Annotated in this window: 24 protein-coding genes, 4 tRNA genes and 1 pseudogene; 22 read left to right on the top strand and 7 right to left on the bottom strand. The window is 64.2% G+C overall.

The window, feature by feature from the left end; genetic code table 11:
- The first annotated feature begins 30 nt into the window (after positions 1 to 30).
- From FOY51_RS21605 to FOY51_RS21625, 5 genes and pseudogenes are all read left to right on the top strand, one after another.
- The gene (locus tag FOY51_RS21605) at positions 31 to 1,173 is read left to right on the top strand and encodes a glycosyltransferase family 4 protein (RefSeq protein ID WP_187776420.1); all 1,143 of its coding nucleotides are present in this window, start codon (positions 31 to 33) and stop codon (positions 1,171 to 1,173) included.
- Between the two features lie 177 nt (positions 1,174 to 1,350).
- On the top strand, positions 1,351 to 2,052 hold the full coding sequence (locus FOY51_RS21610; protein WP_290367911.1) for a demethylmenaquinone methyltransferase: 702 nt from the start codon (positions 1,351 to 1,353) through the stop codon (positions 2,050 to 2,052).
- Positions 2,049 to 2,534: a MarR family winged helix-turn-helix transcriptional regulator gene (locus FOY51_RS21615; protein ID WP_149432336.1), complete on the top strand. Its 486-nt coding sequence runs from the start codon at positions 2,049 to 2,051 to the stop codon at positions 2,532 to 2,534. Before FOY51_RS21610 ends, FOY51_RS21615 begins: the two co-directional genes overlap by 4 nt.
- Positions 2,535 to 2,654: 120 nt before the next feature.
- Positions 2,655 to 3,014 (top strand): annotated as a pseudogene (locus tag FOY51_RS28005) (MFS transporter); the annotation flags it as partial.
- 61 nt (positions 3,015 to 3,075) lie between these two features.
- On the top strand, positions 3,076 to 4,035 hold the full coding sequence (locus FOY51_RS21625; RefSeq protein WP_149432337.1) for an MFS transporter: 960 nt from the start codon (positions 3,076 to 3,078) through the stop codon (positions 4,033 to 4,035).
- On the opposite strand, the gene FOY51_RS21630 is transcribed toward FOY51_RS21625, so the two are convergent.
- Complete coding sequence (locus tag FOY51_RS21630) at positions 3,980 to 5,146, bottom strand: DNA glycosylase AlkZ-like family protein (RefSeq protein WP_149432338.1); 1,167 nt, start codon at positions 5,144 to 5,146, stop codon at positions 3,980 to 3,982. The genes FOY51_RS21625 and FOY51_RS21630 overlap by 56 nt on opposite strands.
- 57 nt (positions 5,147 to 5,203) lie before the next feature.
- Here FOY51_RS21630 and FOY51_RS21635 point away from each other — a divergent pair, with 57 nt between their 5' ends.
- Entirely contained in the window at positions 5,204 to 5,854 is a 651-nt protein-coding gene (locus tag FOY51_RS21635) for a methyltransferase domain-containing protein (RefSeq protein ID WP_149432339.1), read from the top strand.
- A gap of 2 nt (positions 5,855 to 5,856) precedes the next feature.
- Here FOY51_RS21635 and FOY51_RS21640 read toward each other — a convergent pair whose 3' ends face one another.
- The 3 genes from FOY51_RS21640 to FOY51_RS21650 are packed head-to-tail and all read right to left on the bottom strand — an operon-like array spanning position 5,857 to position 8,010.
- Positions 5,857 to 6,291, bottom strand: a complete 435-nt coding sequence (locus FOY51_RS21640) for a VOC family protein (protein WP_149432340.1) — start codon at positions 6,289 to 6,291, stop codon at positions 5,857 to 5,859.
- A gap of 10 nt (positions 6,292 to 6,301) precedes the next feature.
- Positions 6,302 to 6,748 (bottom strand): helix-turn-helix domain-containing protein, encoded by a 447-nt coding sequence (locus FOY51_RS21645; RefSeq protein WP_149432341.1) that lies wholly within the window; start codon positions 6,746 to 6,748, stop codon positions 6,302 to 6,304.
- Positions 6,745 to 8,010: a geranylgeranyl reductase family protein gene (locus FOY51_RS21650; protein ID WP_149432342.1), complete on the bottom strand. Its 1,266-nt coding sequence runs from the start codon at positions 8,008 to 8,010 to the stop codon at positions 6,745 to 6,747. Before FOY51_RS21650 ends, FOY51_RS21645 begins: the two co-directional genes overlap by 4 nt.
- Positions 8,011 to 8,137: 127 nt before the next feature.
- Between FOY51_RS21650 and FOY51_RS21655 the strand changes: the two genes are divergently transcribed.
- On the top strand, positions 8,138 to 9,145 hold the full coding sequence (locus FOY51_RS21655; protein ID WP_290367912.1) for a polyprenyl synthetase family protein: 1,008 nt from the start codon (positions 8,138 to 8,140) through the stop codon (positions 9,143 to 9,145).
- 81 nt (positions 9,146 to 9,226) lie between these two features.
- Positions 9,227 to 10,096, top strand: a complete 870-nt coding sequence (htpX, locus tag FOY51_RS21660) for a zinc metalloprotease HtpX (RefSeq protein WP_149432343.1) — start codon at positions 9,227 to 9,229, stop codon at positions 10,094 to 10,096.
- A 6-nt stretch (positions 10,097 to 10,102) separates the two neighbouring features.
- Here the strand turns inward: htpX and FOY51_RS21665 are convergent, their stop codons facing one another.
- A complete protein-coding gene (locus tag FOY51_RS21665) occupies positions 10,103 to 10,594 on the bottom strand; it encodes a YajQ family cyclic di-GMP-binding protein (RefSeq protein WP_149432344.1) in 492 nt (163 codons plus the stop codon).
- Between the two features lie 165 nt (positions 10,595 to 10,759).
- Here FOY51_RS21665 and FOY51_RS21670 point away from each other — a divergent pair.
- The 10 genes from FOY51_RS21670 (at position 10,760) to rplA (ending at position 15,468) form a co-directional block, all read left to right on the top strand.
- A tRNA-Tyr gene (locus FOY51_RS21670) sits at positions 10,760 to 10,842 on the top strand.
- Between the two features lie 167 nt (positions 10,843 to 11,009).
- Positions 11,010 to 11,082, top strand: a tRNA-Thr gene (locus FOY51_RS21675).
- Between the two features lie 54 nt (positions 11,083 to 11,136).
- Positions 11,137 to 11,209, top strand: a tRNA-Met gene (locus tag FOY51_RS21680).
- A gap of 81 nt (positions 11,210 to 11,290) precedes the next feature.
- Positions 11,291 to 11,455, top strand: coding sequence for a 50S ribosomal protein L33 (gene rpmG / locus FOY51_RS21685; protein WP_149432345.1), 165 nt, complete (start codon positions 11,291 to 11,293; stop codon positions 11,453 to 11,455).
- A gap of 158 nt (positions 11,456 to 11,613) precedes the next feature.
- The gene (locus tag FOY51_RS21690) at positions 11,614 to 12,618 is read left to right on the top strand and encodes a fused (3R)-hydroxyacyl-ACP dehydratase subunits HadA/HadB (protein WP_149432382.1); all 1,005 of its coding nucleotides are present in this window, start codon (positions 11,614 to 11,616) and stop codon (positions 12,616 to 12,618) included.
- Positions 12,619 to 12,780: 162 nt separating this feature from the next.
- Positions 12,781 to 12,853: transfer RNA gene (locus tag FOY51_RS21695), tRNA-Trp, on the top strand.
- A 26-nt stretch (positions 12,854 to 12,879) separates the two neighbouring features.
- Complete coding sequence (secE, locus tag FOY51_RS21700; protein ID WP_149432346.1) at positions 12,880 to 13,302, top strand: preprotein translocase subunit SecE; 423 nt, start codon at positions 12,880 to 12,882, stop codon at positions 13,300 to 13,302.
- 44 nt (positions 13,303 to 13,346) lie between these two features.
- On the top strand, positions 13,347 to 14,162 hold the full coding sequence (gene nusG, locus FOY51_RS21705) for a transcription termination/antitermination protein NusG (protein ID WP_149432347.1): 816 nt from the start codon (positions 13,347 to 13,349) through the stop codon (positions 14,160 to 14,162).
- 66 nt (positions 14,163 to 14,228) lie between these two features.
- On the top strand, positions 14,229 to 14,663 hold the full coding sequence (gene rplK / locus FOY51_RS21710; protein WP_149432348.1) for a 50S ribosomal protein L11: 435 nt from the start codon (positions 14,229 to 14,231) through the stop codon (positions 14,661 to 14,663).
- 88 nt (positions 14,664 to 14,751) lie between these two features.
- Positions 14,752 to 15,468 carry a 50S ribosomal protein L1 gene (rplA, locus tag FOY51_RS21715; protein WP_149432349.1) on the top strand — a complete coding sequence of 239 codons (717 nt, stop codon included), beginning with the start codon at positions 14,752 to 14,754 and terminating at the stop codon, positions 15,466 to 15,468.
- A gap of 71 nt (positions 15,469 to 15,539) precedes the next feature.
- Here the strand turns inward: rplA and FOY51_RS21720 are convergent, their stop codons facing one another.
- Together FOY51_RS21720 and FOY51_RS21725 are read right to left on the bottom strand one after the other, a co-directional pair.
- Complete coding sequence (locus FOY51_RS21720; protein ID WP_235916612.1) at positions 15,540 to 16,463, bottom strand: alpha/beta fold hydrolase; 924 nt, start codon at positions 16,461 to 16,463, stop codon at positions 15,540 to 15,542.
- Positions 16,464 to 16,535: 72 nt separating this feature from the next.
- Positions 16,536 to 17,444, bottom strand: coding sequence for a ferritin-like domain-containing protein (locus tag FOY51_RS21725; protein ID WP_235916613.1), 909 nt, complete (start codon positions 17,442 to 17,444; stop codon positions 16,536 to 16,538).
- A 442-nt stretch (positions 17,445 to 17,886) separates the two neighbouring features.
- On the opposite strand from FOY51_RS21725, the gene rplJ reads away from it, so the two are divergent.
- The 4 genes from rplJ (at position 17,887) to FOY51_RS21745 (ending at position 20,974) form a co-directional block, all read left to right on the top strand.
- The gene (gene rplJ, locus FOY51_RS21730) at positions 17,887 to 18,477 is read left to right on the top strand and encodes a 50S ribosomal protein L10 (protein WP_149432351.1); all 591 of its coding nucleotides are present in this window, start codon (positions 17,887 to 17,889) and stop codon (positions 18,475 to 18,477) included.
- A gap of 78 nt (positions 18,478 to 18,555) precedes the next feature.
- Positions 18,556 to 18,945, top strand: coding sequence for a 50S ribosomal protein L7/L12 (gene rplL, locus FOY51_RS21735; protein WP_149432352.1), 390 nt, complete (start codon positions 18,556 to 18,558; stop codon positions 18,943 to 18,945).
- 179 nt (positions 18,946 to 19,124) lie between these two features.
- Positions 19,125 to 20,171, top strand: coding sequence for an ABC transporter ATP-binding protein (locus FOY51_RS21740; RefSeq protein ID WP_187776421.1), 1,047 nt, complete (start codon positions 19,125 to 19,127; stop codon positions 20,169 to 20,171).
- A gap of 8 nt (positions 20,172 to 20,179) precedes the next feature.
- Positions 20,180 to 20,974 (top strand): MlaE family ABC transporter permease, encoded by a 795-nt coding sequence (locus FOY51_RS21745; protein WP_149432354.1) that lies wholly within the window; start codon positions 20,180 to 20,182, stop codon positions 20,972 to 20,974.
- The last annotated feature ends 2 nt before the right edge of the window (positions 20,975 to 20,976 follow it).

A 20,976-nucleotide genomic window follows, 5' to 3' on the forward strand; every position in this document is an offset into this window, starting at 1 on the left:
CTGCGACGCTGCTCCACAACACTGAGGCTCATGCGAGTAGCAATCGTCGCTGAATCTTTCCTGCCGAACATGAACGGGGTTACCAACTCCGTTCTCCGGGTCCTCGAGCACCTCGAGCGCAACGGACACCAGGCGCTTGTCGTGGCGCCCGACACGGTCCGTTCACTTCCGGCCGCACCCACCGAACACAACGGATTTCCTGTCGTCCGGGTGCCCGCGGTGATGGTCCCCAAGGTCAGTTCGCTCCCGGTCGGTCTGCCGCAGTCCCGGATGACGGCGGCCGTCCGCGACTTCGACCCCGATGTGGTGCACCTGGCATCGCCGTTTCTGCTCGGTGCGGGTGGGCTGAGTACCGCACTGCGACTGGACGTTCCGGCCGTTGCGGTCTATCAGACCGACGTCGCAGGCTTCGCCGAGAGCTATGGGCTCGGCTTGACGAGTCGCGCAGCCTGGGCCTGGACGCGGCGGATCCACTCTCGTGCGGCCCGCACACTCGCGCCCTCGACGTCCGCCGTCGAAGCCCTGGAGGAGCACGGCATTCCGCGGGTGCATCGCTGGGGCAGAGGCGTGGAGATCGCTCGGTTCACGCCGAGCGCCCGGAGTACGGAACTTCGCGAACGGTGGACCCCGGACGGCAAGTTGATCGTCGGGTTCGTCGGCAGGCTGGCACCGGAAAAGCATGTCGAGCGGCTGGCTTCGCTGGCCCACGACCCGAAGATCCAGTTGGTGATCGTCGGCGACGGCCCCGACCGGCCCGCTCTGGCCAAGCTGCTACCCACCGCGGTGTTCACCGGTCAGCTCGGTGGCAGTGAACTGGCGCAGGCCTACGCAAGCCTGGACGTGTTCGTCCATCCCGGCGAGCACGAAACCTTCTGTCAGGCAGTGCAAGAGGCGCTGGCCAGCGGTGTGCCGGTGATCGGGCCGGATGCTGGTGGCCCGCGTGATCTGGTCGCGCATTGCCGAAACGGCTACCTGCTGCCGGTCGACCGCTTTTCCGAACTGCTGCCGAGTGCGGTCGGTGCGCTGGCCGATCGCACAGCACGGGTGCGTTTCGGCGAGGCTGCCCGCAAGTCGGTGCTGCATAGGACGTGGCCTGCGATCTGTGGCGAACTGGTCGAGCACTATGCCGATGTCGCGGGGCTGACCGACCGGAAGCTCTCCGACACCGCGTGAGGCGGAGTGAGGATCGCAGCGAGGAACGAGCGAGGACCGGAGCGACAACGCAGCGCGGCCAAGAGGACACCGCGTGAGGCGGAGTGAGGATCGCAGCGAGGAACGAGCGAGGACCGGAGCGACAACGCAGCGCGGCCAAGAGGACACCGCGTGAGCGTCGCCGGGTACGGTCGGCACGTGAGTAGACACGGGTCCCGCGCATCGCTGGAGAAGGAACCGCACGAGGTCGCGTCGATGTTCGACGGGGTCGCGAAACGGTACGACATCACCAACACCGTCATCTCCGGCGGCCAAGATCGGATCTGGCGGGCGGCGACGCGCAAGGCGTTGGCACTGAAGCCGGGCGAGCGGGTCCTCGACCTCGCGGCCGGGACCGCAGTGTCCACCGTCGAACTCGGCAAGTCCGGAGCCTGGTGCGTGGCAGCCGACTTCTCCAAAGGCATGCTGCGAGCGGGTCTTTCGCGCAACGTGCCGATGGTGGCAGGCGATGCGATGCATCTGCCGTTCGCCGACAACGTCTTCGACGCCGCGACCATTTCCTTCGGCCTGCGCAATGTCTCCGAGTTCGATCAGGGCCTTCGGGAACTGGCCCGCGTCACCAAACCCGGTGGCCGACTTGTGGTGTGCGAGTTCTCAACCCCCGTCTTCGGGCCGTTCCGCACCGTGTACATGGAGTACCTGATGAAGGCGCTACCTCGGGTGGCGCAAGCGGTCAGCAGCAATCCGGATGCGTATGTCTACCTTGCCGAATCGATCCGCGCCTGGCCAGATCAAGAAGAGCTGGCGAATCGTATTGCGGCTGCCGGTTGGCGAGATGTGAAGTGGCGCAACCTCACCGGTGGGGTAGTTGCCCTACACCGGGCGACTCGCGCACTATGACCACCGGGCGCACGCCCCCCGCCGTCGACCTGTCGATGTTGCTCAATCAGGCGAGCTACGCCGTCACTGCGCGACTGGGTGTCGCACTCGACGCGATCGGCGTCTCGGTCAAGGTCTATTGCGTGCTGAGCAAGGGTGTCGACGGCGATTTCACCCAGGCGCAGTTGGCCGAGCGGGCCTGGTTGGACAAGACGACGCTGGTCAACGTGCTCGATGCGATGGAGCGGGACGGATTGGCGGTTCGCACGCTGTCACCGACCGACCGTCGGGTTCGCGTCGTTGCGATCACCCCCAAGGGTCGAGAACTGCTGGATCGCGCCGATGTTCTGGTCCAAGGCGCGTACGACGACGTGCTCGGCGCGCTGCCGTCCGGTGAGCGCGAGGCGTTTCTGGCTGCGCTAACCGGCCTCGTCGCGGGGCCACTCGCGGCGCCGTTTCATATGGAGGATCAGTTGACGCGGCGGCGGCGTTCGAAGCCTTGAGTATCGGTCGCTAACAGATTGTCTATTAATAGACGATCTGTTAGCGTTCGATATATGGACTCATCTGCATTCACCGGTAGACGACTGGCTGCGCTGGTCGTGCTGTGCGCGGCGACGATGATGACCGTGCTGGACGAGACGGTCGTGAACGTTGCGATCCCGTCCATCCAACGTGATCTCGGATTCGGATCCGACCAGCTGTCCTGGGTCGTGAACGCCTACCTGATCAGTTTCGGCGCCCTGCTGTTGCTCGCCGGTCGGCTCGGTGACCTGATCGGGCGGCGCCGGGTGCTGCTCGGCGGTCTGGTCGTCTTCACCGTCGCGTCGCTCGCGTGCGGCCTTGCCCCCTCGGACGGTGCTTTGATCGGAGCACGATTCGTCCAGGGCAGCGGTGCCGCGATGGCCTCGTCGGTCGCACTCGGCATGATCGTGTCGCTGTTCGACCAGCCCGCGGCACGCGCCCGCGCGATCGGGATCTATGCCTTCATGGCCTCGGCCGGTGCGGCGTCGGGGCTGTTCCTGGGCGGTGTGATCACGGGATGTGGCGGGATGGCGGTGGGCGTTCTTCATCAACGTCCCGATCGGGTTGGCAATGTTGGCGATCGGCCGCCGCGTGCTCGATCGCGAAGCCGCCGAAGGGTTGCGGGCCGGTGCCGACTACCTGGGCGCCCTACTGCTGGTGGGTGGTCTCGGCGCCACCATCGTCGCGGTCGTCGATCCCGATCGCCGATCGGTCGCGGTGCTCGCCGTCGTCCTCCTGGCCGGGTTCGTCGCCCGACAGCTTCGAGCCGATCGTCCGCTGCTCCAACTTCGTGGACTGATGTCACGGTCGGTGGTCGGGGCAAATCTGGTCCTCGCGATCCTGGCAGGCTCGATGCTCGGCTTCCAGTACCTGGTCACGCTCTTCTTTCAGAGCGTCCTGCATTACACGCCTGCCCAATCCGGCGTCGCGATCCTGCCGATCGCCTGCGGGATCGGCTTTCTCTCGCTTGTCGTATACCCGCGCATCAGCCAGCGCACCGGGCCGCGGGTGCTGGTCGTTCCGGGCATGCTGATCGTGGCGTTGGGCATGTTCCTGCTGGTGTTCGCACCGATCGATGCCAGCTACGGCGTCGATGTGCTGCCAAGCATGGTGCTGTTCGCGATCGGTGGCGGCATCGCGATCCCGGCGATAATGTCCACGGCGATGTCCGCGACAACCCCCGATGCCGCAGGTGCGGCGTCCGGGCTGCTCAGCACCTCTCAGCAGGTCGGCTCGGCGATCGGGCTCGCAGTCCTGTCGAGCATCGCCGCGGCGACAACCAGCCGTCTCGCCTCCCACGGCAGCACAGAAATGGATGCAACTGTCAGCGGATATCACCTGGGATGGGCGATCGGTATCGCGTTGCTGGTCGGGGCGGCGGTGATCGCGGCCAGCACACTGCGGCCGAAGAAGGAGCCGAAACTCAGCCCCGCAACGCCGCAATCCGCGGAGCTCTGCTCTTCGGCGAATCCAAGCTGAAACTCCTCGCATCGCCGAGCTGATCGCGCACGAAAGACTCGGTGCTCGCGATCACATCGTCCAACGCATCGTCGCGGTCGACGAACACCGAAGCGACGATCTCGCCGGCATCGGTGTCGAACTCCCACAGCCCGACGATCCGCCCACGATCGACGATCAGATGCGCGGGCGGATCGGCCTCGGTGCCCAACGTCGAACCCTGTTTCCCACCCGGCACCGGGCGAGCCGCATCGGCGGGATCGAGCAGCGTTTCCATGTCGCGGTGCAGGAGGTGGATACCGTCGATTCCGCCGACCAACGCGTACTGAGGCGTTGCGGGACAGGCGAAGTCGTCGAACTCCGCGATCAGGTGGCGGGGAATCAGCAGGCCGTCGCGGTCGAGGAGATCCAGCTCGCCGATCGCCTTCTTCGCCGCTGCCGCCGTAAACGCCGAGAACCACCGGAAATGCGCGAGCGAGGCCGGTGCCGCCCAGTCGAAGTACTTGCGCGCCAAACTGATTCGTGCCGAATCGGCATCGATCATGGTGGGCGGCTCGGTCCAGCGAACGTAGCCGTAACGCTGCTGGTCGAGGCGGCCGTTGACGGGCACCCGTCGAATCAGGCCCTGATTCTGCAGCCTGCCCAAGCCTAACGACAGCGTGGTCGACTGGCCACGCTTCTTGCCGTCGGCGCCCAGATTGCGCACCGCGTCGCCGACCGCCGATTTGATCGCCGTCGGGTCCAAGGTCTGGTCGCCGAGTGCCGCGAGGATGGCGTCGCACAGTGCGTCGATCTCGCGCTCCGTGACGCCGAGATGCTTGGTGGCGACAGCCATTCCGACGTTGCCGCCTCTGAGCGTCGCCAACGAGAGCGCGAGCCCGAAGTCCTCTGCAGGCACTACGTAGGTGCAGGCTCGGGTAGACGGCAGTTCGTGGATGTCCAGGGCCGCGACGTCGGCGTCGACGCTCCGTCGATCGATACCCGCGCGCGCGAACAAGCCCAGATAGGGCGTCGCGCCCGCCACCGACCTGGCCCAACCGGTCCTGGACAGCACCTGCGCGGCCGAGCCGGTGATCGATCCGTCGAGGCATTGCCGATGTGACCACCATGCTCGCAGCGTCGTTCGATCCATCTTGGCAGTATCGACCAAGAGCGGAAAGATCGGAGCAACACGGCTCGGGAGGTAGCGATGGTGGCGCAAGACAAGGTCTTCGCCGGGTCGATCCCTTACATGTACGAGCGCTATTTCGTGCCGCTGATATTCGAGCCCTACGCACGCGATCTCGCGACGCGCGTTGCACTGGCGGACCCGCACCGAGTGCTCGAGACCGCGGCCGGAACCGGAGTACTGACGCGACACCTCGCGCGGCGGCTGCCGTCGCAGACCCGCCTCGTCGCCACCGATCTCAACGAACCGATGCTCGCTGTCGCCGCCGCGAAACTTCATGACGACCGCATCGAATGGCGCCATGCCGACGCGCTGGCATTACCGTTCGCCGACGTCATCACGCAGGCGCTGGCGAAGATGTTCCCGTTGGACCCGCCCCGATTCCTGGCGCGGACGCCGCACGGCTACCACGATGTCGAAGCGATCGAGCAGCACGTGACGGCGGCCGGCTTCTCCTCGGTCTCGATCGAATCCGTCGACGACGTGAGCCGGGCCGATTCGCCGACCGACCCGGCGGTCGCCTACTGCCAGGGTTCACCGCTCTGCAACGAGATCGAGCCGGAACGGTTGGTCGAAGCGACGCACGTCGCCGCGACCGCACTTGCCGAACGCTTCGGAACCGGTGCCGTCGAAGGAAAGATCAGGGCCCACGTCGTCACCGCCGTGCGCTGACCTCACGCGTGCGGAAAGTCCTCTCCGCTGAACTCTTTCCGTTCGACGAGCACCAGCCAGTTGCCGGAGTTGTCGCGCAGCACGGCTTCCACGCCGTACGGCCGCTCCGACGGTTCCTGAACGAACTCGACGCCCTTCGCCGAGAGTTCTTCGAACGTCTTGCGGCAGTCTGCGGTCGCGATTCCCAGGCCGCCCATCGTGCCCTTCGCCAGCGTGCGTCGAACAACGTCCGCCATCTCGGCATCCAGCGGCGGACCTGGAATCATCAGTGTCACTTCGAGTTCGAGATGATCGGGGTGAGCGACCGTCACCCAGCGGAAGCCGTCGCCCATGCTCACATCGGAGATTTCGACGAAGCCGAGCTTGTCGACGTAGAACTTCTTGGACTCGTCTTGATCGGTCACGTAGACGGTCACCAGGGACACGTTGGTAATCATGTCGCCCAACCTATTCGGTGGCGTCGCCGTCGCGCTTCTCCGAAATTGCTCTGTCGCCGGTCGCTCGGTCACTGAGTCCGTGCATGAAGACGAAGCAGCCCGGAATGTGCGGCACTCCGGTCGCGAATTTCTGTTGATACGCCGACGGCGGCGTCCCGACCAGCTCGCTGAATTTTCTGCTGAACGAGCCGAGGCTGGTGTAGCCGACCATGACGCACACCTCGGTCACCGTCAGGTTGGTGGCGCGGAGTAGATCTTGCGCACGCTCGATCCGCCGTTCGGCCAGATAGAGCGCAGGCGTCTTGCCGTAGGTGGCGGCAAAGCTGCGCAGGAAGTGGTACTTCGATACGCCTGCGGTAGCGGCGAGCTCATCGAGATCGAGTGGTTCGGCGTAATGCTTGTCGGCGAGGTCGCGGGCGCGTCGTAGATGAACCAGAAGATCCGCCGGAACGTTCACGTGAACGGGGGTCGGCGGTCCACCCGTAGCGATGCGCCACCGGACGCTCGCCACGCGCGGGCAGTGACATCGGCGTCTTCGTCGGTCACCAGGTTTCCCATCACCCGAACGGCGACCCGCATCAAAGCTGCGGACCGGAAGCCGATCGGACCGCCTGCGGGCAGCACGCGGGGGACCGTCAGCAAGCCGGCGAGCCTGCGCGCGATGGAGAAGGCGCGGCCGTAACGATCGCGGAGCAGTTCGGGCCACAGTTCGCTGAGGTCGGGGGCGTCGAGCACGTCTGCGAGCAGCCTGCCGCCCTCCAGTCCGTAGTCGATGCCTTCGCCGTTGAGCGGATTCACGCAGCCCGCGGCGTCGCCGATCAACGCCCAGTTGCGGCCTGCGACACCGGATACCGAACCGCCCATCGGCAGCAGCGCGGACGACAACCGGGTGACCGGACCGTCGAGCTGCCATTCGTCGCGTCGCATGCGGGCGTAATGCTCCAGCAGGGGTCGCAGTGCGACGTTGGCCGGACGCTTCGCGGTCGCCAACGATCCAACGCCGATGTTCACCTCACCCGTCGAGAGTGGGAAGACCCAGCCGTAGCCAGGTTGGATCTCACCGTCTTGATCGCGCAGTTCCAGGTGTGACGTGATCCACGGATCGTCGCTGCGACCGGAGTTCACGTACGCGCGGGCCGCCACCCCGTACGCGGTGTCGCGGTGCCAGGTTCGGCCGAGCTTCTTGCCGAGGGTGGAGCGGACACCGTCGGCGACGATCAGTTTCTTGCACGCGATCGACTGCGTTCCCGACGCGGTTTGCAGGCTCACAGCGGCCACACGGTCACCGTCACGTGTGACGTCTATCGCACGAGCGCCCTCCACCATGCGCGCACCCGCCGATACCGCGGTCAGGCGGATCCGCTCGTCGAGTTCCGTTCGGGGAACGGCACTTCCGATCGACGGCAACGATCCGCCGGGCCATGGCAGCTCCAGTTCGCGGCCGAAACCCGTGAGGCGCAAACCGTGGTTCACCGAGCACGATCGGACCCACTCGCCGAGCCCCAGGTGGTCCAGTTCGGCAACCGCCCGCGGGGTCAGGCCGTCGCCGCAGGTTTTGTCGCGCGGAAACGTCGCGGCGTCGACAAGTGCCACGTCACGGCCGTTTCGGGCCGCCCACGCCGCCGCCGCCGAGCCTGCGGGACCGGCCCCGATCACCACGACGTCCGCCCCGGCAGGCAACGGCGCGGCAGTTGTCGAATCCGACTCGCTCGTTGTCATCACTCCATCTTGGCAGGCACCGGTGAACGCAGCCCGCGCACGACCGGGCCGAAGTCGGCTGGAACCATTAGGTTCATTACCGTATGAGCCGACGGCCGGCCGAATAAAAGGAACGGGCACCGAAACAGTGAACGAACAGGGCGCGATCGTCGCGGGGGTGGACCTCGGCGACGCCGAGTTGGCGCGCGTGGTCCGTGAGGGAATGCAGAGCGTCGAAGAGCTGCTCATCTCCGAGCTGTCCGACGGCGAGGACTTTCTGACCGAAGCAGCGCTGCACTTGGCCAAGGCCGGTGGAAAGCGCTTTCGTCCGCTGTTCACCATTCTGACCGCTCAGCTGGGGCCGAAGCCTGCCGATCCATCCGTTGTGGTCGCGGGCACCGTGGTCGAACTCGTGCATCTGGCGACGCTCTATCACGACGACGTCATGGACGAGGCGACCATGCGCCGAGGGACGGAGAGCGCCAACTCCCGCTGGGGCAACAGCATCGCGATCCTTGCGGGCGACTACCTGTTCGCGCACGCGTCGCGCCTGGTGTCGACGCTGGGACCGGAAGCCGTTCGTGTGATCGCCGAGACGTTCGCCGAGCTGGTCACCGGCCAGATGCGGGAAACCATCGGCGTCAAGCAAACGCAGGACCCAGTGGAGCACTACCTGCGGGTGGTCTGGGAGAAGACGGGATCGCTGATCGCGACGGCAGGCCGATTCGGCGGCACCTTCTCCGGCGCGTCGCCGGAAGACATCGAACGACTGGAGCGCCTCGGCGACGCGGTGGGTACCGCGTTCCAGATCTCCGACGACATCATCGACATTGCGTCCGTGTCGTCGCAGTCGGGCAAAACGCCAGGCACCGACCTTCGCGAAGGCGTGCACACGCTGCCCGTCCTGTACGCCCTGCGCGACGAGGGGCCGGGCGGTGACCGGTTGCGCGCGCTGCTGGCCGCACCGCTGACCACCGACGAAGACGTCGCCGAAGCGCTGGCGTTGCTGGGGGAGTCGCAAGGACTGTTGCTGGCGAAGGAGAAGCTCGCGGGCTATGCCGATCTTGCTCGGGCCGAGCTTGCCCAGTTGCCGCAGGGACCTGGCAACGAGGCCCTGAAACACCTGGTCGCCTATACGATCGAGCGAGTCGGCTAGGGCCTCATCTTTTGGTTGCTGGGAACTGTCTCACCCAGTTGCTTCGTTGAGTGAACACACGTCGGCGGAGAGAAGGGGCACATGCACGGACACGGGTACGCAAACGGGGTCAAGACGGCGGCGCTGCTGATCGGCATGTCGGCGCTGATCGTGTTTGCCGGCGCACTGTTCCGCAGCCCGATGATCCTGGGCCTCGCCATCCTGTTTGCCGTAGGTATGAACGCCTACGCGTACTTCAACAGCGAGAAGCTGGCGTTGAAGGCGATGCACGCGCAGCCGGTCACCGAGGTAGAGGCACCGGTGATCTATCGGATCGTCCGTGAGCTGGCGACACTGGCGCACCAGCCGATGCCCAGCCTCTACATCAGCCCCACCAACGCGCCCAATGCGTTCGCGACCGGACGTAATCCTCGTCACGCGGCCGTGTGTTGCACGAGTGGAATCCTGCAGATCCTCGACGAACGCGAGCTGCGCGCTGTGCTCGGCCACGAGCTGTCCCACGTCTACAACCGCGACATCCTGATCTCGTCGGTCGCCGGTGCGATGGCAGCGGTGATTTCCGGCCTCGCCAACATGGCGTTCTTCGCGTCGATGTTCGGCGGCCGCGGCAACGGTGAGGGCCCCAACTTCCTCGGCATCATGCTGGTGTCGATGCTCGGACCGATCGCCGCGACCGTCGTCAAGATGGCGGTGTCGCGCTCTCGCGAGTTCCAGGCCGATCAGTCGGGTGCGGAGCTGACCGGCGATCCGCTGGCCCTGGCGTCGGCGCTGCGCAAGCTGGAGCAGGGTGTTGCGGCAGCACCCCTGCCGCCGGAGCCGAAGATCGCCGCCCAGTCGCACATGATGATCGCAAGCCCGTTCCGCGGCGGCGAGAAGATGGCGCGGATGTTCTCCACCCACCCGCCGATGGCGGAGCGGATCGCACGACTGGAGCAGATGGCGGGTAGGTAGAAGTTTCTAGCGGTAGTTGACGAACTGCAGCGCGATGCCGAAGTCCTCGCCCTTGAGCAGCTGCTGCACAGCCTGCAGATCGTCGCGCTTCTTGCTGCTCACCCGCAGTTCCTCGCCCTGAATCTGCGCCTTGACGCCCTTGGGGCCGTCGTCGCGGATCTTCTTCGAGATCTTCTTCGCGTTCTCCGACGTGATGCCCTGGACCAGCGTTCCGGTGATCTTGTAGAGCTTTCCGGACTGCACGGGCTCGCCGGCGTCGAAGGCCTTGAGTGAGATATCGCGACGGATCAGCTTCTCCTTGAACACGTCCAGCGCCGCCGCAACACGCTCATCGGCCTCCGCGGTCAGCACGATGGCCTCGTCGCCCGACCACTCGATGGTCGCTCCGGTTCCGCGGAAGTCGTAGCGCGTCGTGAGCTCCTTCTCCGCCTGATGCAACGCGTTGTCCACCTCTTGACGATCGATCTTGCTGACTACATCGAAGGACGAATCGGCCACCAGGTACCCCTTTGGAAATCGATGAAGAATCTCGGTTGTGTCGACGGTATCGCCCGCGTCACTTGCATCAGCCACCCGGTTTGCGTTTCGGGTGCCGGTTCGTTGTATTCTGCTGTGCGCGTCGGAGAATGTTTCGGAAAAGCTTTCCGAGATGCCCGAAGCCACGGCAGATTGCCCGAGCGGCCAATGGGAGCGGACTGTAAATCCGTCGGCTTATGCCTACGTAGGTTCGAATCCTACATCTGCCACACCATCACCCCGAGACACCGAACAGGCGTCTCGGGGTGTTGTGGTTTCGGGTGTGAGAACGCACGCTGAACTGACGGTTTGGCAGCGAGCGGTGCGACTGTGTAATCTCTTGAAGGCTTCAAAGCACCGAGGACAGCTGTTATCGGACTCGGTGCGTTGTTGTTGTGCCCCCTTAGCTCAGTCGGTAGAGCGTTTCCATGGTAAGGAAAAGGTCAACGGTTCGATTCCGTTAGGGGGCTCGCCGGATTGTGACTGCGAGCGGGACCGCAAGTGGTCGCTATGGCCGACCTCAAGGCGGTGTAGCTCAGTCGGTAGAGCAAACGACTCATAATCGTTGTGTCGCCGGTTCAAGTCCGGCCATCGCTACAGATTCGACAAAGAAACGCACTGACGGCCGCAATCATCGAGCGATTGCAGTCATCAGCTAGACCTGAAAGAAGGCATCCAGTGGCCTCCACCGATGTTCGACCGAAGATCACCTTGGCGTGTGAGGTGTGCAAGCACCGTAACTACATCACCAAGAAGAACCGTCGCAACGACCCAGACCGCCTCGAGCTGAAGAAGTTCTGCCCCAACTGCGGAACCCACCAGAGCCATCGCGAGTCTCGCTAGTCGTTTCACCTTGGCCGCACCCACGACGACGATCCCTGTCGGCTGCCCCAAGCTGACGGGGATGTCCAGGGCGGATAGGTAGGTACGACGTGACCGACATCGCAACTCCCGGCGAGCAGCCCGGCGAGCCTTTCGACGCCGCTGCCCACGCCGAGTCGATGGTGGGTCATCACTACCGAGTCGACGACTATTACGAAGTAGGCCGCGAAAAGGTCCGCGAGTACGCCCGTGCTGTCCAGGACTTCCATCCCGTGCATTGGGACGAGGACACCGCCGAAGAATTCGGCTACGACGGCCTGCTGGCGCCGCTGACCTTCATCTCCTTGGTCGGACTTCTCGCGACGCGTCGGCTGTTCGAGACCATCGTCACCGGCTACGACGTCAGCCAGATCATGCAGACCGATCAGGTGTTGGAGTTCCATCGTCCGATCAAGGTCGGCGATCAGTTGGTGTGCGACGTCTACCTCGATTCGTTCCGCCGCGCACCGCAGGGTGCCGACATCATCGTCACCAAGAACGTCGTCACCGCGCAGAACGACGAGCTGATCCAGACCGCGTACACCACGATCGTCGGGCGCGCGAGCACCGATGTGGACGATTCGCTCAGCCACGCGATGGCCGATGTGCTGATGCACGGCACCAGCGGCGAAGCGCCCGCGCACCTGCCGCGCAAGGTTCCCAAGATCCTGCAGCAACCCGTGCGCGACGTCGTGGAGCCGGAGCCTACGCCGCCGAGCAAGCACGCACTCAACTTCGACGACGTCGCGGTGGGTGACGAACTCCCGACGCGAATCGTCAAGCTGACCCGTGGCGACCTGGTCAATTACGCAGGTGTGTCCGGCGATCCGAACCCCATTCACTGGAGCGACGACGTCGCAAGGGTCGTCGGTATCGACAACGTGGTGGCACACGGCATGCTCACCATGGGTCTGGGGGCGGGCTTCATCACGTCGTGGCTCGGCGATCCCGGTGCGGTCAAGGACTACAGCGTTCGAATGACCAGCATGGTCTTCGTCGATCCCCACGAGCCGGCCGAGATCGAGTACAGCGGCAAGGTGAAGTCTGTCGATGCCGAGTCGCGGACCGCTGTGGTTGCGATGACCGGCAAATTCCGCGGCAAGCGAATCTTCGGCCGAGCAACGGCGACGGTTCAGCTGGCGTGAGCGCCGCCGGATTTCGGTCCGATGCAGGCTGTGACGTACACTGAGATTTCTGGGTTCATTCAGCGCTGCGCGCTGCCCTACGGTGCTGGTCCAGGCCGTCGAGGGTAGCGCGCGTGTCATGTAATCCCAGAACGGGAAGGTCGGCGTATGCGACCTGACCGAAGGGGCGTAGCTCAACTGGCAGAGCAGCGGTCTCCAAAACCGCAGGTTGCAGGTTCAAGTCCTGTCGCCCCTGCGTAGCGACGACGGAGAGGATCGACGGTGAGCGACGAGCGCGACACGCGCGACGACGGCAGTTCGGAGGAGAACACCTCCCGAGCCGCCGACTCCGCCTCCGACTCTTCGGTGAGCCGGCCGACCGGTAAGCGGTCGACTCGTCGGGCGCGCGCAGGCGCCGATGGCGATTCGACGGCAGCGCCGTCCACACGGGGAGCGGTTGCGACCAAGTCGCGGCCGACGCCCAAGCGTGCGGAGGCGACGGCGCCGAAGAAAGAGAACATCTTCAAGCGGCTTCGGCGGTTCTTCCGCGAAGTGATCGCCGAGTTGCGCAAGGTCATCTGGCCGAACCGCAAGCAGATGGTCACCTACACGAGCGTCGTGTTGGTGTTCGTGATCTTCATGGTCGCGTTCATCAGCGGTTTGGACTTGGCGTTCATCAAGGGCGTCAGCTGGCTGTTCGGCTAGCGAAGAGCGCACCAACCGATGGACACGAAAGGAAGCGAGTTTCAGTGAGCACCCCCGAGAACGACGCGGCAGCCGAGTTCAGCGTGGAGGTCGATGACCCGTCGGCCGAGCAGGTCACCGAAGAGACCTCCGCCGACGAGCAGCCGACCGACGAGGTCGCTCCTGACGCCTCCGACCCCGAAGAAGCAGCCGAGGCTGAAGCAGTCGAAACCGAAGCAGAAGCCGAGCCGGAAGAGCCTGCCGATCCGGTCGAGGAGATGAAGGCCGTGCTGCGTCGTGCACCCGGCGACTGGTACGTCATTCACAGCTACGCCGGTTACGAGAACAAGGTGAAGGCCAACCTCGAGACCCGCGTCCAGAACCTCGATGTCGGCGACTACATCTTCCAAGTGGAAGTGCCCATCGAAGAGGTCACCGAGATCAAGAACGGCCAGCGTAAGCAGGTCAACCGCAAGGTGCTGCCCGGTTACATCCTGGTCCGCATGGAGCTCAACGACGAGTCGTGGGGTGCCGTCCGGAACACGCCTGGTGTCACCGGCTTCGTCGGTGCAACGTCGCGGCCGTCGCCGTTGACCATCAACGAGGTGGTCAAGTTCCTGCTTCCGCAGGGTGCGCAGAAGAAGCCCGCAGCGGGTGCCGCGGCGGCAGGCGATACGTCGTCGGAGACGTCGGCCAAGCCGGTCATCGAGGTCGACTTCGAGGTCGGCGAGTCGGTGACCGTCATGGACGGTCCGTTCGCGACCCTGCCTGCGAGCATCAGCGAGGTCAACGCCGAGCAGCAGAAGCTGAAGGTGCTGGTCTCGATCTTCGGTCGCGAAACTCCGGTCGAGTTGGGCTTCACGCAGGTCTCCAAGATCTAGCGTTCACCCGCTCGCCTCACAACACTTGCTCTACACAGCGCAAGAAAACGAAACAAGGAAACAAGGATGCCCCCCAAGAAGAAGAAGATCGCCGGGATCATCAAGCTTCAGATCCAGGCAGGCGCCGCCAACCCGGCACCGCCCGTCGGCCCCGCGTTGGGTCAGCACGGCGTCAACATCATGGAGTTCTGCAAGGCGTACAACGCCGCGACCGAGTCGCAGCGCGGCAACGTCGTTCCTGTGGAGATCTCGGTGTACGAAGACCGGACCTTCGACTTCAAGTTGAAGACCCCGCCCGCCGCCAAGCTGCTGCTCAAGGCCGCTGGTGTGCCGAAGGGCTCCGGCGAGCCGCACAAGACCAAGGTTGCCAAGGTGACCATGGATCAGGTGCGCGAGATCGCGAAGACCAAGCAGGAAGACCTCAACGCGAACGACATCGACCAGGCCGCGAAGATCATCGCCGGTACTGCGCGGTCGATGGGTATCACCGTCGAGGGCTGAATCCCGAATCGAGACAAAATAAGTACAGCGTGGGAGGGCCTGCCAGGCCCGGTAACCACATCTGAACCAGAAAGTAAGGACAGAACAAATGGCAAAGCGCAGCAAGGCGTATCTCGCCGCCGCTGAGAAGGTCGATGCGACCAAGCTCTACAGTCCCCTTCAGGCCGCCAAGCTGGCCAAGGAGACGGGTTCCAAGAACACCGATTCCACCGTCGAGGTTGCCGTCCGTCTGGGCGTCGATCCGCGTAAGGCCGACCAGATGGTTCGCGGCACCGTCAACCTGCCGCACGGCACCGGTAAGACCGCGCGCGTCATCGTGTTCGCCGCCGGCGAGAAGGCCAGCGAAGCCGAAGCAGCCGGAGCCGACGCCGTCGGCGCCGAGGATCTGATCGAGCGGATCCAGGGTGGCTGGCTCGACTTCGACGCCGCGATCGCAACGCCGGATCAGATGGCCAAGGTCGGCCGCATCGCCCGCGTCCTCGGACCGCGTGGCCTGATGCCGAACCCGAAGACGGGCACGGTCACCACCGATGTGACCAAGGCTGTCAACGACATCAAGGGCGGCAAGATCAACTTCCGCGTCGACAAGCAGGCCAACCTGCACTTCGTCATCGGCAAGGCGTCCTTCGGCGACACCCAGCTGGTGGAGAACTACGGCGCGGCGCTGGACGAGATCCTGCGTGCGAAGCCGTCGTCGGCCAAGGGTCGCTACGTCAAGAAGGTGACGGTGTCGACCAACACCGGACCGGGCATCCAGGTGGACCCGAACCGTGTGCGCAACCTCCTCGTCGAGGATGCTGAGTAACTCTCTACATCTAGACGCGGCCGGCACGGATTTCCGTGTCGGCCGTTTCCGTTTCGTCGGGTGTCGCGAACCTATCCGCGGGGGCGCACGGCCGCGAAATTGCTCAGCAGGTAGCCCGTCAACTCCGTGTGCAGCTGCTGCGGCAGATCGTGGCCCATGCCGTCGACAATATGCAGCGTCGCACCGCGGATGGCCTTGGCAACGGCCCGGCCGCCTGCGGGACGAATCAGTCGGTCGGCAGATCCGTGCACGACGACGGTGGGGGCGGTGATCCGCGTCGAATACGACAGCAAGCTCCCTGTCCCCAGCGTCGCGCCGAACTGGCGGACGATGCCTGCCGGGCTGTAGCTGCGATCGAAGGCTTCGCCCGCGCGGGCAGCGGTGACGTCCTCGGCTTCCGGGTATTTCGGGCTGCCGATCACCTTGTGCGCCTGGACGGCTTTCGCGACGATCTGCTCGCGCGTCGGATTGCGGCCCGGGCTCTCCAGCAGCGTCCTGATGGCAGCCGGATGCGGCGGTGGCATGAGCGCCTGATTGGTGTTGGAGAACAGGATGCCCAGCGACGCAACGCGATCCGGATGCTCGGCCGTGTAGACCTGCGCGATCATCCCACCCATCGACGCACCGACCACATGCACGGAGTCGATGCCCAAGTGATCGAGCAGCCCGTCGGTATCCGCAGCCATATCTACGAGTGTGTAGGGCACAGGGCTCGGCAGCCCCAGCTCGAACCTGGCCATCCGCAGCAGTTGCGAACCCTCCAGCCGAACGCTGTCGAACTTGGTGGACAGTCCTATATCTCTGTTGTCGAAGCGGATCACGCGATAGCCGGCGTCGACCAGCAGCTGACAGAAGTTCAGCGGCCAGTGGATCAACTGACAGCTGAAGCCCATGATCAGCAGTACCGCGGGATCGTCGATATTGCCGATGTCTTCGTAGGCGATTTCGAGGCCGTTGGCGGTCGCGGTGCCTTTACGAACGTCCTGTGACGTCACTGTCGTTCCCCGATCTGTTCGCGTATACCGACATCAGTTGTACGCGAACAGACCGCTGGGGGAACATGCAGGTCAGCCGCTGACTGTGAACACTCCGTTCGCGCCCGCGGGGAAGAAACCGCCCGACCTGGCCGGACTGGGTGTCAGGTAGACGATGTTGAGAACCTGCAGTGGGGTCCGACCGAACGCGATGCCGTTGTTGTCGGACGGCACGATGTTTGCCGCGCCATTGATACTGATGCCCTGATCCTTGTCGTCGGATCCGTCCAGACTGTCCCGCGCATCCGAGATGGCCTGCGCAGGCTGTTGCAGGCCCATGTTGTAAAGGCTGGTTCGGATCAGCGCCGCGTGATACGCCTCGACGGCCAGGATTCCCGCAGCAGCGTCCAGGTAGGTCTTGCTGCCGATCAGGGGAGCGGCACCCTTATACGCGGTCACACCGACATCCTCGAAGACAAAGGCGCCGAGCAGGAAGTTCCGCTCGTTTGCGTAGACGTCGAACGTCTCACCTGGGCCAACCAGCCCGGCCGCCCTCGCCGCGGCGGTGAAGCTGTTTTCGAGATCGATTGCCGGCCGCGATACTGCGGCCGAACCCAGCGCTCCGCGAAGAAATTCGACGTGCTGCCGCTCGTCGTTCGCGATTTCCTGGGCGTACTGGCGGATTGCGGGGGTTTCGAAATTGACCTGCCGCCCGCCCGTGACCGGACCGACCGGCCCTTGTCCGGCAGCAATGTTGTCGAGGCGTTGGCCGTTGACCGCGATCGAGTAGAACTCGGCTTCGAGGTATTCCAGGTTCAGGGCGAAGTTCAGGATCGCGCCGTCGCTGATGGGTTGCACGGGCGGCGGGATCAGATTTCCCGCGCTCGGAGGAATGTCGGGGTTTGCTGGGTCGGCCGACGCAAGAGTGGTTCCTGCGAGCGTGGCTGCACCGACGCCGACGGCCGATATCCCGACTGTCTTCAGGAATCGCCGCCTTTCCATCGCGTTCTCTGCACTTCGGGAAATCGCTGATCTGATGAACTGACGGTCGAACATGAACACCTCCGGTTCCCGCAAGTGCACACGAGCGGGCTACTGAACATTCGTATCCACGGACGTGTTGGATGTATTCGAGATCACATTCGCTCCGAACGCTCCACCGTTTGGCGGATCGGACCCCGACCAGCTAATCTGGACGACGGTCTTCGAGCTATTCGAAAGCCACCCAATCACGTTCTACCCAAGACCGTTGGTCACTGCGTTCGCAAGAATGCGGTAGAAGGTCCGGCTATTGCCCGGCGACCCACGCAGGTGATCGAGGTAGGGAGAAGCGATTCTTCCTGTACGCCCCGTGCGCCCTGCACCGGGGCGTTTTGCATTTTCCGGCTCCTCTCGTCGGTGTAGGACAGGGTTCATCACCGACCGTCATGAGAGGAGGCGAAGTATGGCAAAGCCTGAGAAGGTCACCGCGGTAGCGGAGATCGCCGAGCAGTTCAAGGAATCCACGGCCGCAGTGATCACGGAATACCGTGGCCTGTCCGTTGGCAACATCACCACGCTGCGACGTGCGCTCGGCGCGGACGCTACCTACTCCGTCGCCAAGAACACCCTGGTCAAGCGCGCTGCCAAAGAGGCAGGTGTCGACGGCCTGGATGAGCTGTTCGTCGGACCGACCGCCATTGCATTCATCAACGGCGAACCGGTCAACGCAGCGAAGGCCATCAAGACCTTCGCGAAGGAGAACAAGGCCCTCATCATCAAGGGCGGCTACATGGACGGCCACGTGCTGTCCGTGGACGAGGTCAACAAGATCGCGGACCTCGAGTCCCGCGAGATCTTGCTCGCCAAGCTTGCCGGCGCGATGAAGGGCAACTTGTCGAAGGCGGCAGGCCTGTTCAACGCTCCGGCATCGCAGGTTGCACGTCTGGCCCAGGCCTTGGCAGACAAGAAGGCCGCAGAAGCTCCCGCAGCTGCTGCCGTAGAAGCACCGGCCGAAGAGGCACCGGCAGAAGCAGAAGCTCCCGCCGAAAGCTGATCCGCACTCACAGCGAACAGCTACACAACCAACTGTGTCGCGGATCAGCGACTCGGTACTAAAGGAAGGACCGCCACCATGGCGAAGCTCAGCACCGAAGAATTGCTCGACCAGTTCAAGGAGCTCACCCTCCTCGAGCTCAGCGAGTTCGTGAAGGCATTCGAGGAGACCTTCGAGGTCACCGCAGCCGCTCCCGTCGCCGTTGCCGCAGCCGGTGCTCCGGCCGCCGGTGGCGCTGACGCCGCCGAAGAGCAGGACGAGTTCGACGTCGTCCTCGAGTCGGCCGGCGACAAGAAGATCCAGGTCATCAAGGTGGTCCGTGAGGTCGTTTCCGGCTTGGGCCTCAAGGAAGCCAAGGATCTCGTCGAGAGCGCACCGAAGGCCATCCTGGAGAAGGTCGCCAAGGACGCAGCCGAGGCAGCCAAGGAGAAGCTGGAAGGCGCCGGCGCCAAGGTTTCGGTCAAGTAGTTCGACCTTCCGCACGACAGACTGTGCGGCTGGTCAGCGGACGGTCCCCGGTGGGGACCGTCCGCTTTTACGTGTGTACGACCGGATTGCCAGGTGTGACCCAGCACCTCTGGTGATGCGATACAGTGACCGCACCCACACAGTGGGTTTGTCGTGTGTAAGAAAGCGTGGAGGTTGGCGTGGGAGTCGAAGTACGGACCGAAGGTCTCACCAAATCGTTCGGCGCTCAGCGAATCTGGCAGGACGTCACCCTCACCCTGCCCCCCGGTGAGGTGAGTGCACTGCTCGGCCCGTCGGGTACGGGTAAGTCCGTGTTCCTGAAGTCGATCATCGGTCTGCTGCGCCCCGAAGAGGGCGCCATCTACATCGACGGCACCAACATCATGGAGTGCTCCAACAAGGAGCTCTACGAGATCCGCAAGCTCTTCGGTGTGCTGTTCCAGGACGGCGCGCTGTTCGGTTCCATGGACCTCTACGACAACACTGCCTTCCCGCTTCGTGAGCACACGAAGAAGTCGGAATCCGAAGTCCGCAAGATCGTCATGGAGAAGCTGGAGATGACCGGTCTCCTCGGCGCGGAGCACAAGCTTCCCGGCGAAATCTCCGGCGGTATGCGCAAGCGTGCCGGACTGGCTCGCGCGCTGGTGTTGGACCCGAAGATCATTCTCATCGACGAGCCGGACTCCGGCCTCGACCCCGTTCGTACGACGTACATCAGCCAGCTGTTCCTCGATGTGAACAGCCAGATCGACGCGACCATGCTGATCGTCACGCACAACATCAACCTTGCCCGTACTGTGCCGGACAACATCGGCATGCTCTTCCGCCGCAACCTGGTGATGTTCGGGCCGCGCGAAGTGCTGCTCACCAGCGACGAGCCCGTTGTCAAGCAGTTCCTCAACGGACGCATGATCGGCCCGATCGGCATGAGCGAAGAAAAAGACGAAGCTCAGATGGCCCGTGAGCAGGCCTTGGTCGAGGCAGGCCACCACCAGGGTGGTGCCGAAGAAATCGAAGGCATCATTCCGCAGATGCAGCAGACGCCCGGTATGCCGATCCGCCAGGGCGCGATCCGCCGTCAGGAGCGCGTCCGTCAGATCATGCACACCCTGCCGCACGACGCGCAGGTAGCGATCCAGGACAGCCTCGACAGCGGCCAGGACACCCAGGTGATTCCTGCGTACCGCGATGACGAGTACGAGCGATCCACCAACGGACCGCGGTAGACACACTGATGGCAGTTACGCGAGCCTCCGTCACGAGGCCAGTCACCGGTGCGTTCACGCAGGCAGGCAACATCGTCGAGTTGTTGATCGACGTCATTGCGAAGACTTTTAGGCCGCCGTTCCAATTTCGGGAGTTCATCACCCAGGCGTGGTTCATCGCCAGTGTGACGATCCTGCCGACCGCTCTGGTGGCCATCCCGTTCGGCGCCGTGGTGTCGCTGCAGACCGGTTCGCTGATCAGTCAGCTCGGTGCCGAGTCGTTCACCGGCGCGGCGAGCGTGCTCGCGGTGATCCAGCAGGGCAGTCCGCTGGTCACCGCGCTGCTCATTGCCGGTGCGGCGGGTTCCGCCGTCACCGCCGATCTCGGTTCCCGAACGATTCGTGAAGAGATCGATGCCATGAAGGTGCTCGGCATCGACCCCATTCAGCGACTGGTGGTTCCCCGTGTGCTTGCGATGATTCTGGTCGCCTTGCTGCTCAACGGCATGGTGTCGGTGGTCGGCATCGCAGGTGGTTACTTCTTCAACGTGATCCTGCAGGGCGGCACCCCCGGTGCCTACCTGGCGTCGTTCTCCGCATTCGCGCAGCTTCCCGACATCTGGATCGGCGAGATCAAAGCTGCCGTCTTCGGTGTCATCGCCGGCGTCATCGCTGCGCACCAAGGTCTCAACCCCAAGGGCGGCCCGAAGGGTGTCGGCGATGCCGTGAACCAGGCTGTCGTCATCACCTTCCTCATCCTCTTCTTCGCGAATCTGATCCTGACGCTGGTGTATCTCCAGATCGTCCCGGCAAAGGGCGGCTGACC

The organism is Antrihabitans cavernicola (assembly GCF_008297975.1).
Lineage (GTDB): Bacteria > Actinomycetota > Actinomycetes > Mycobacteriales > Mycobacteriaceae > Antrihabitans > Antrihabitans cavernicola.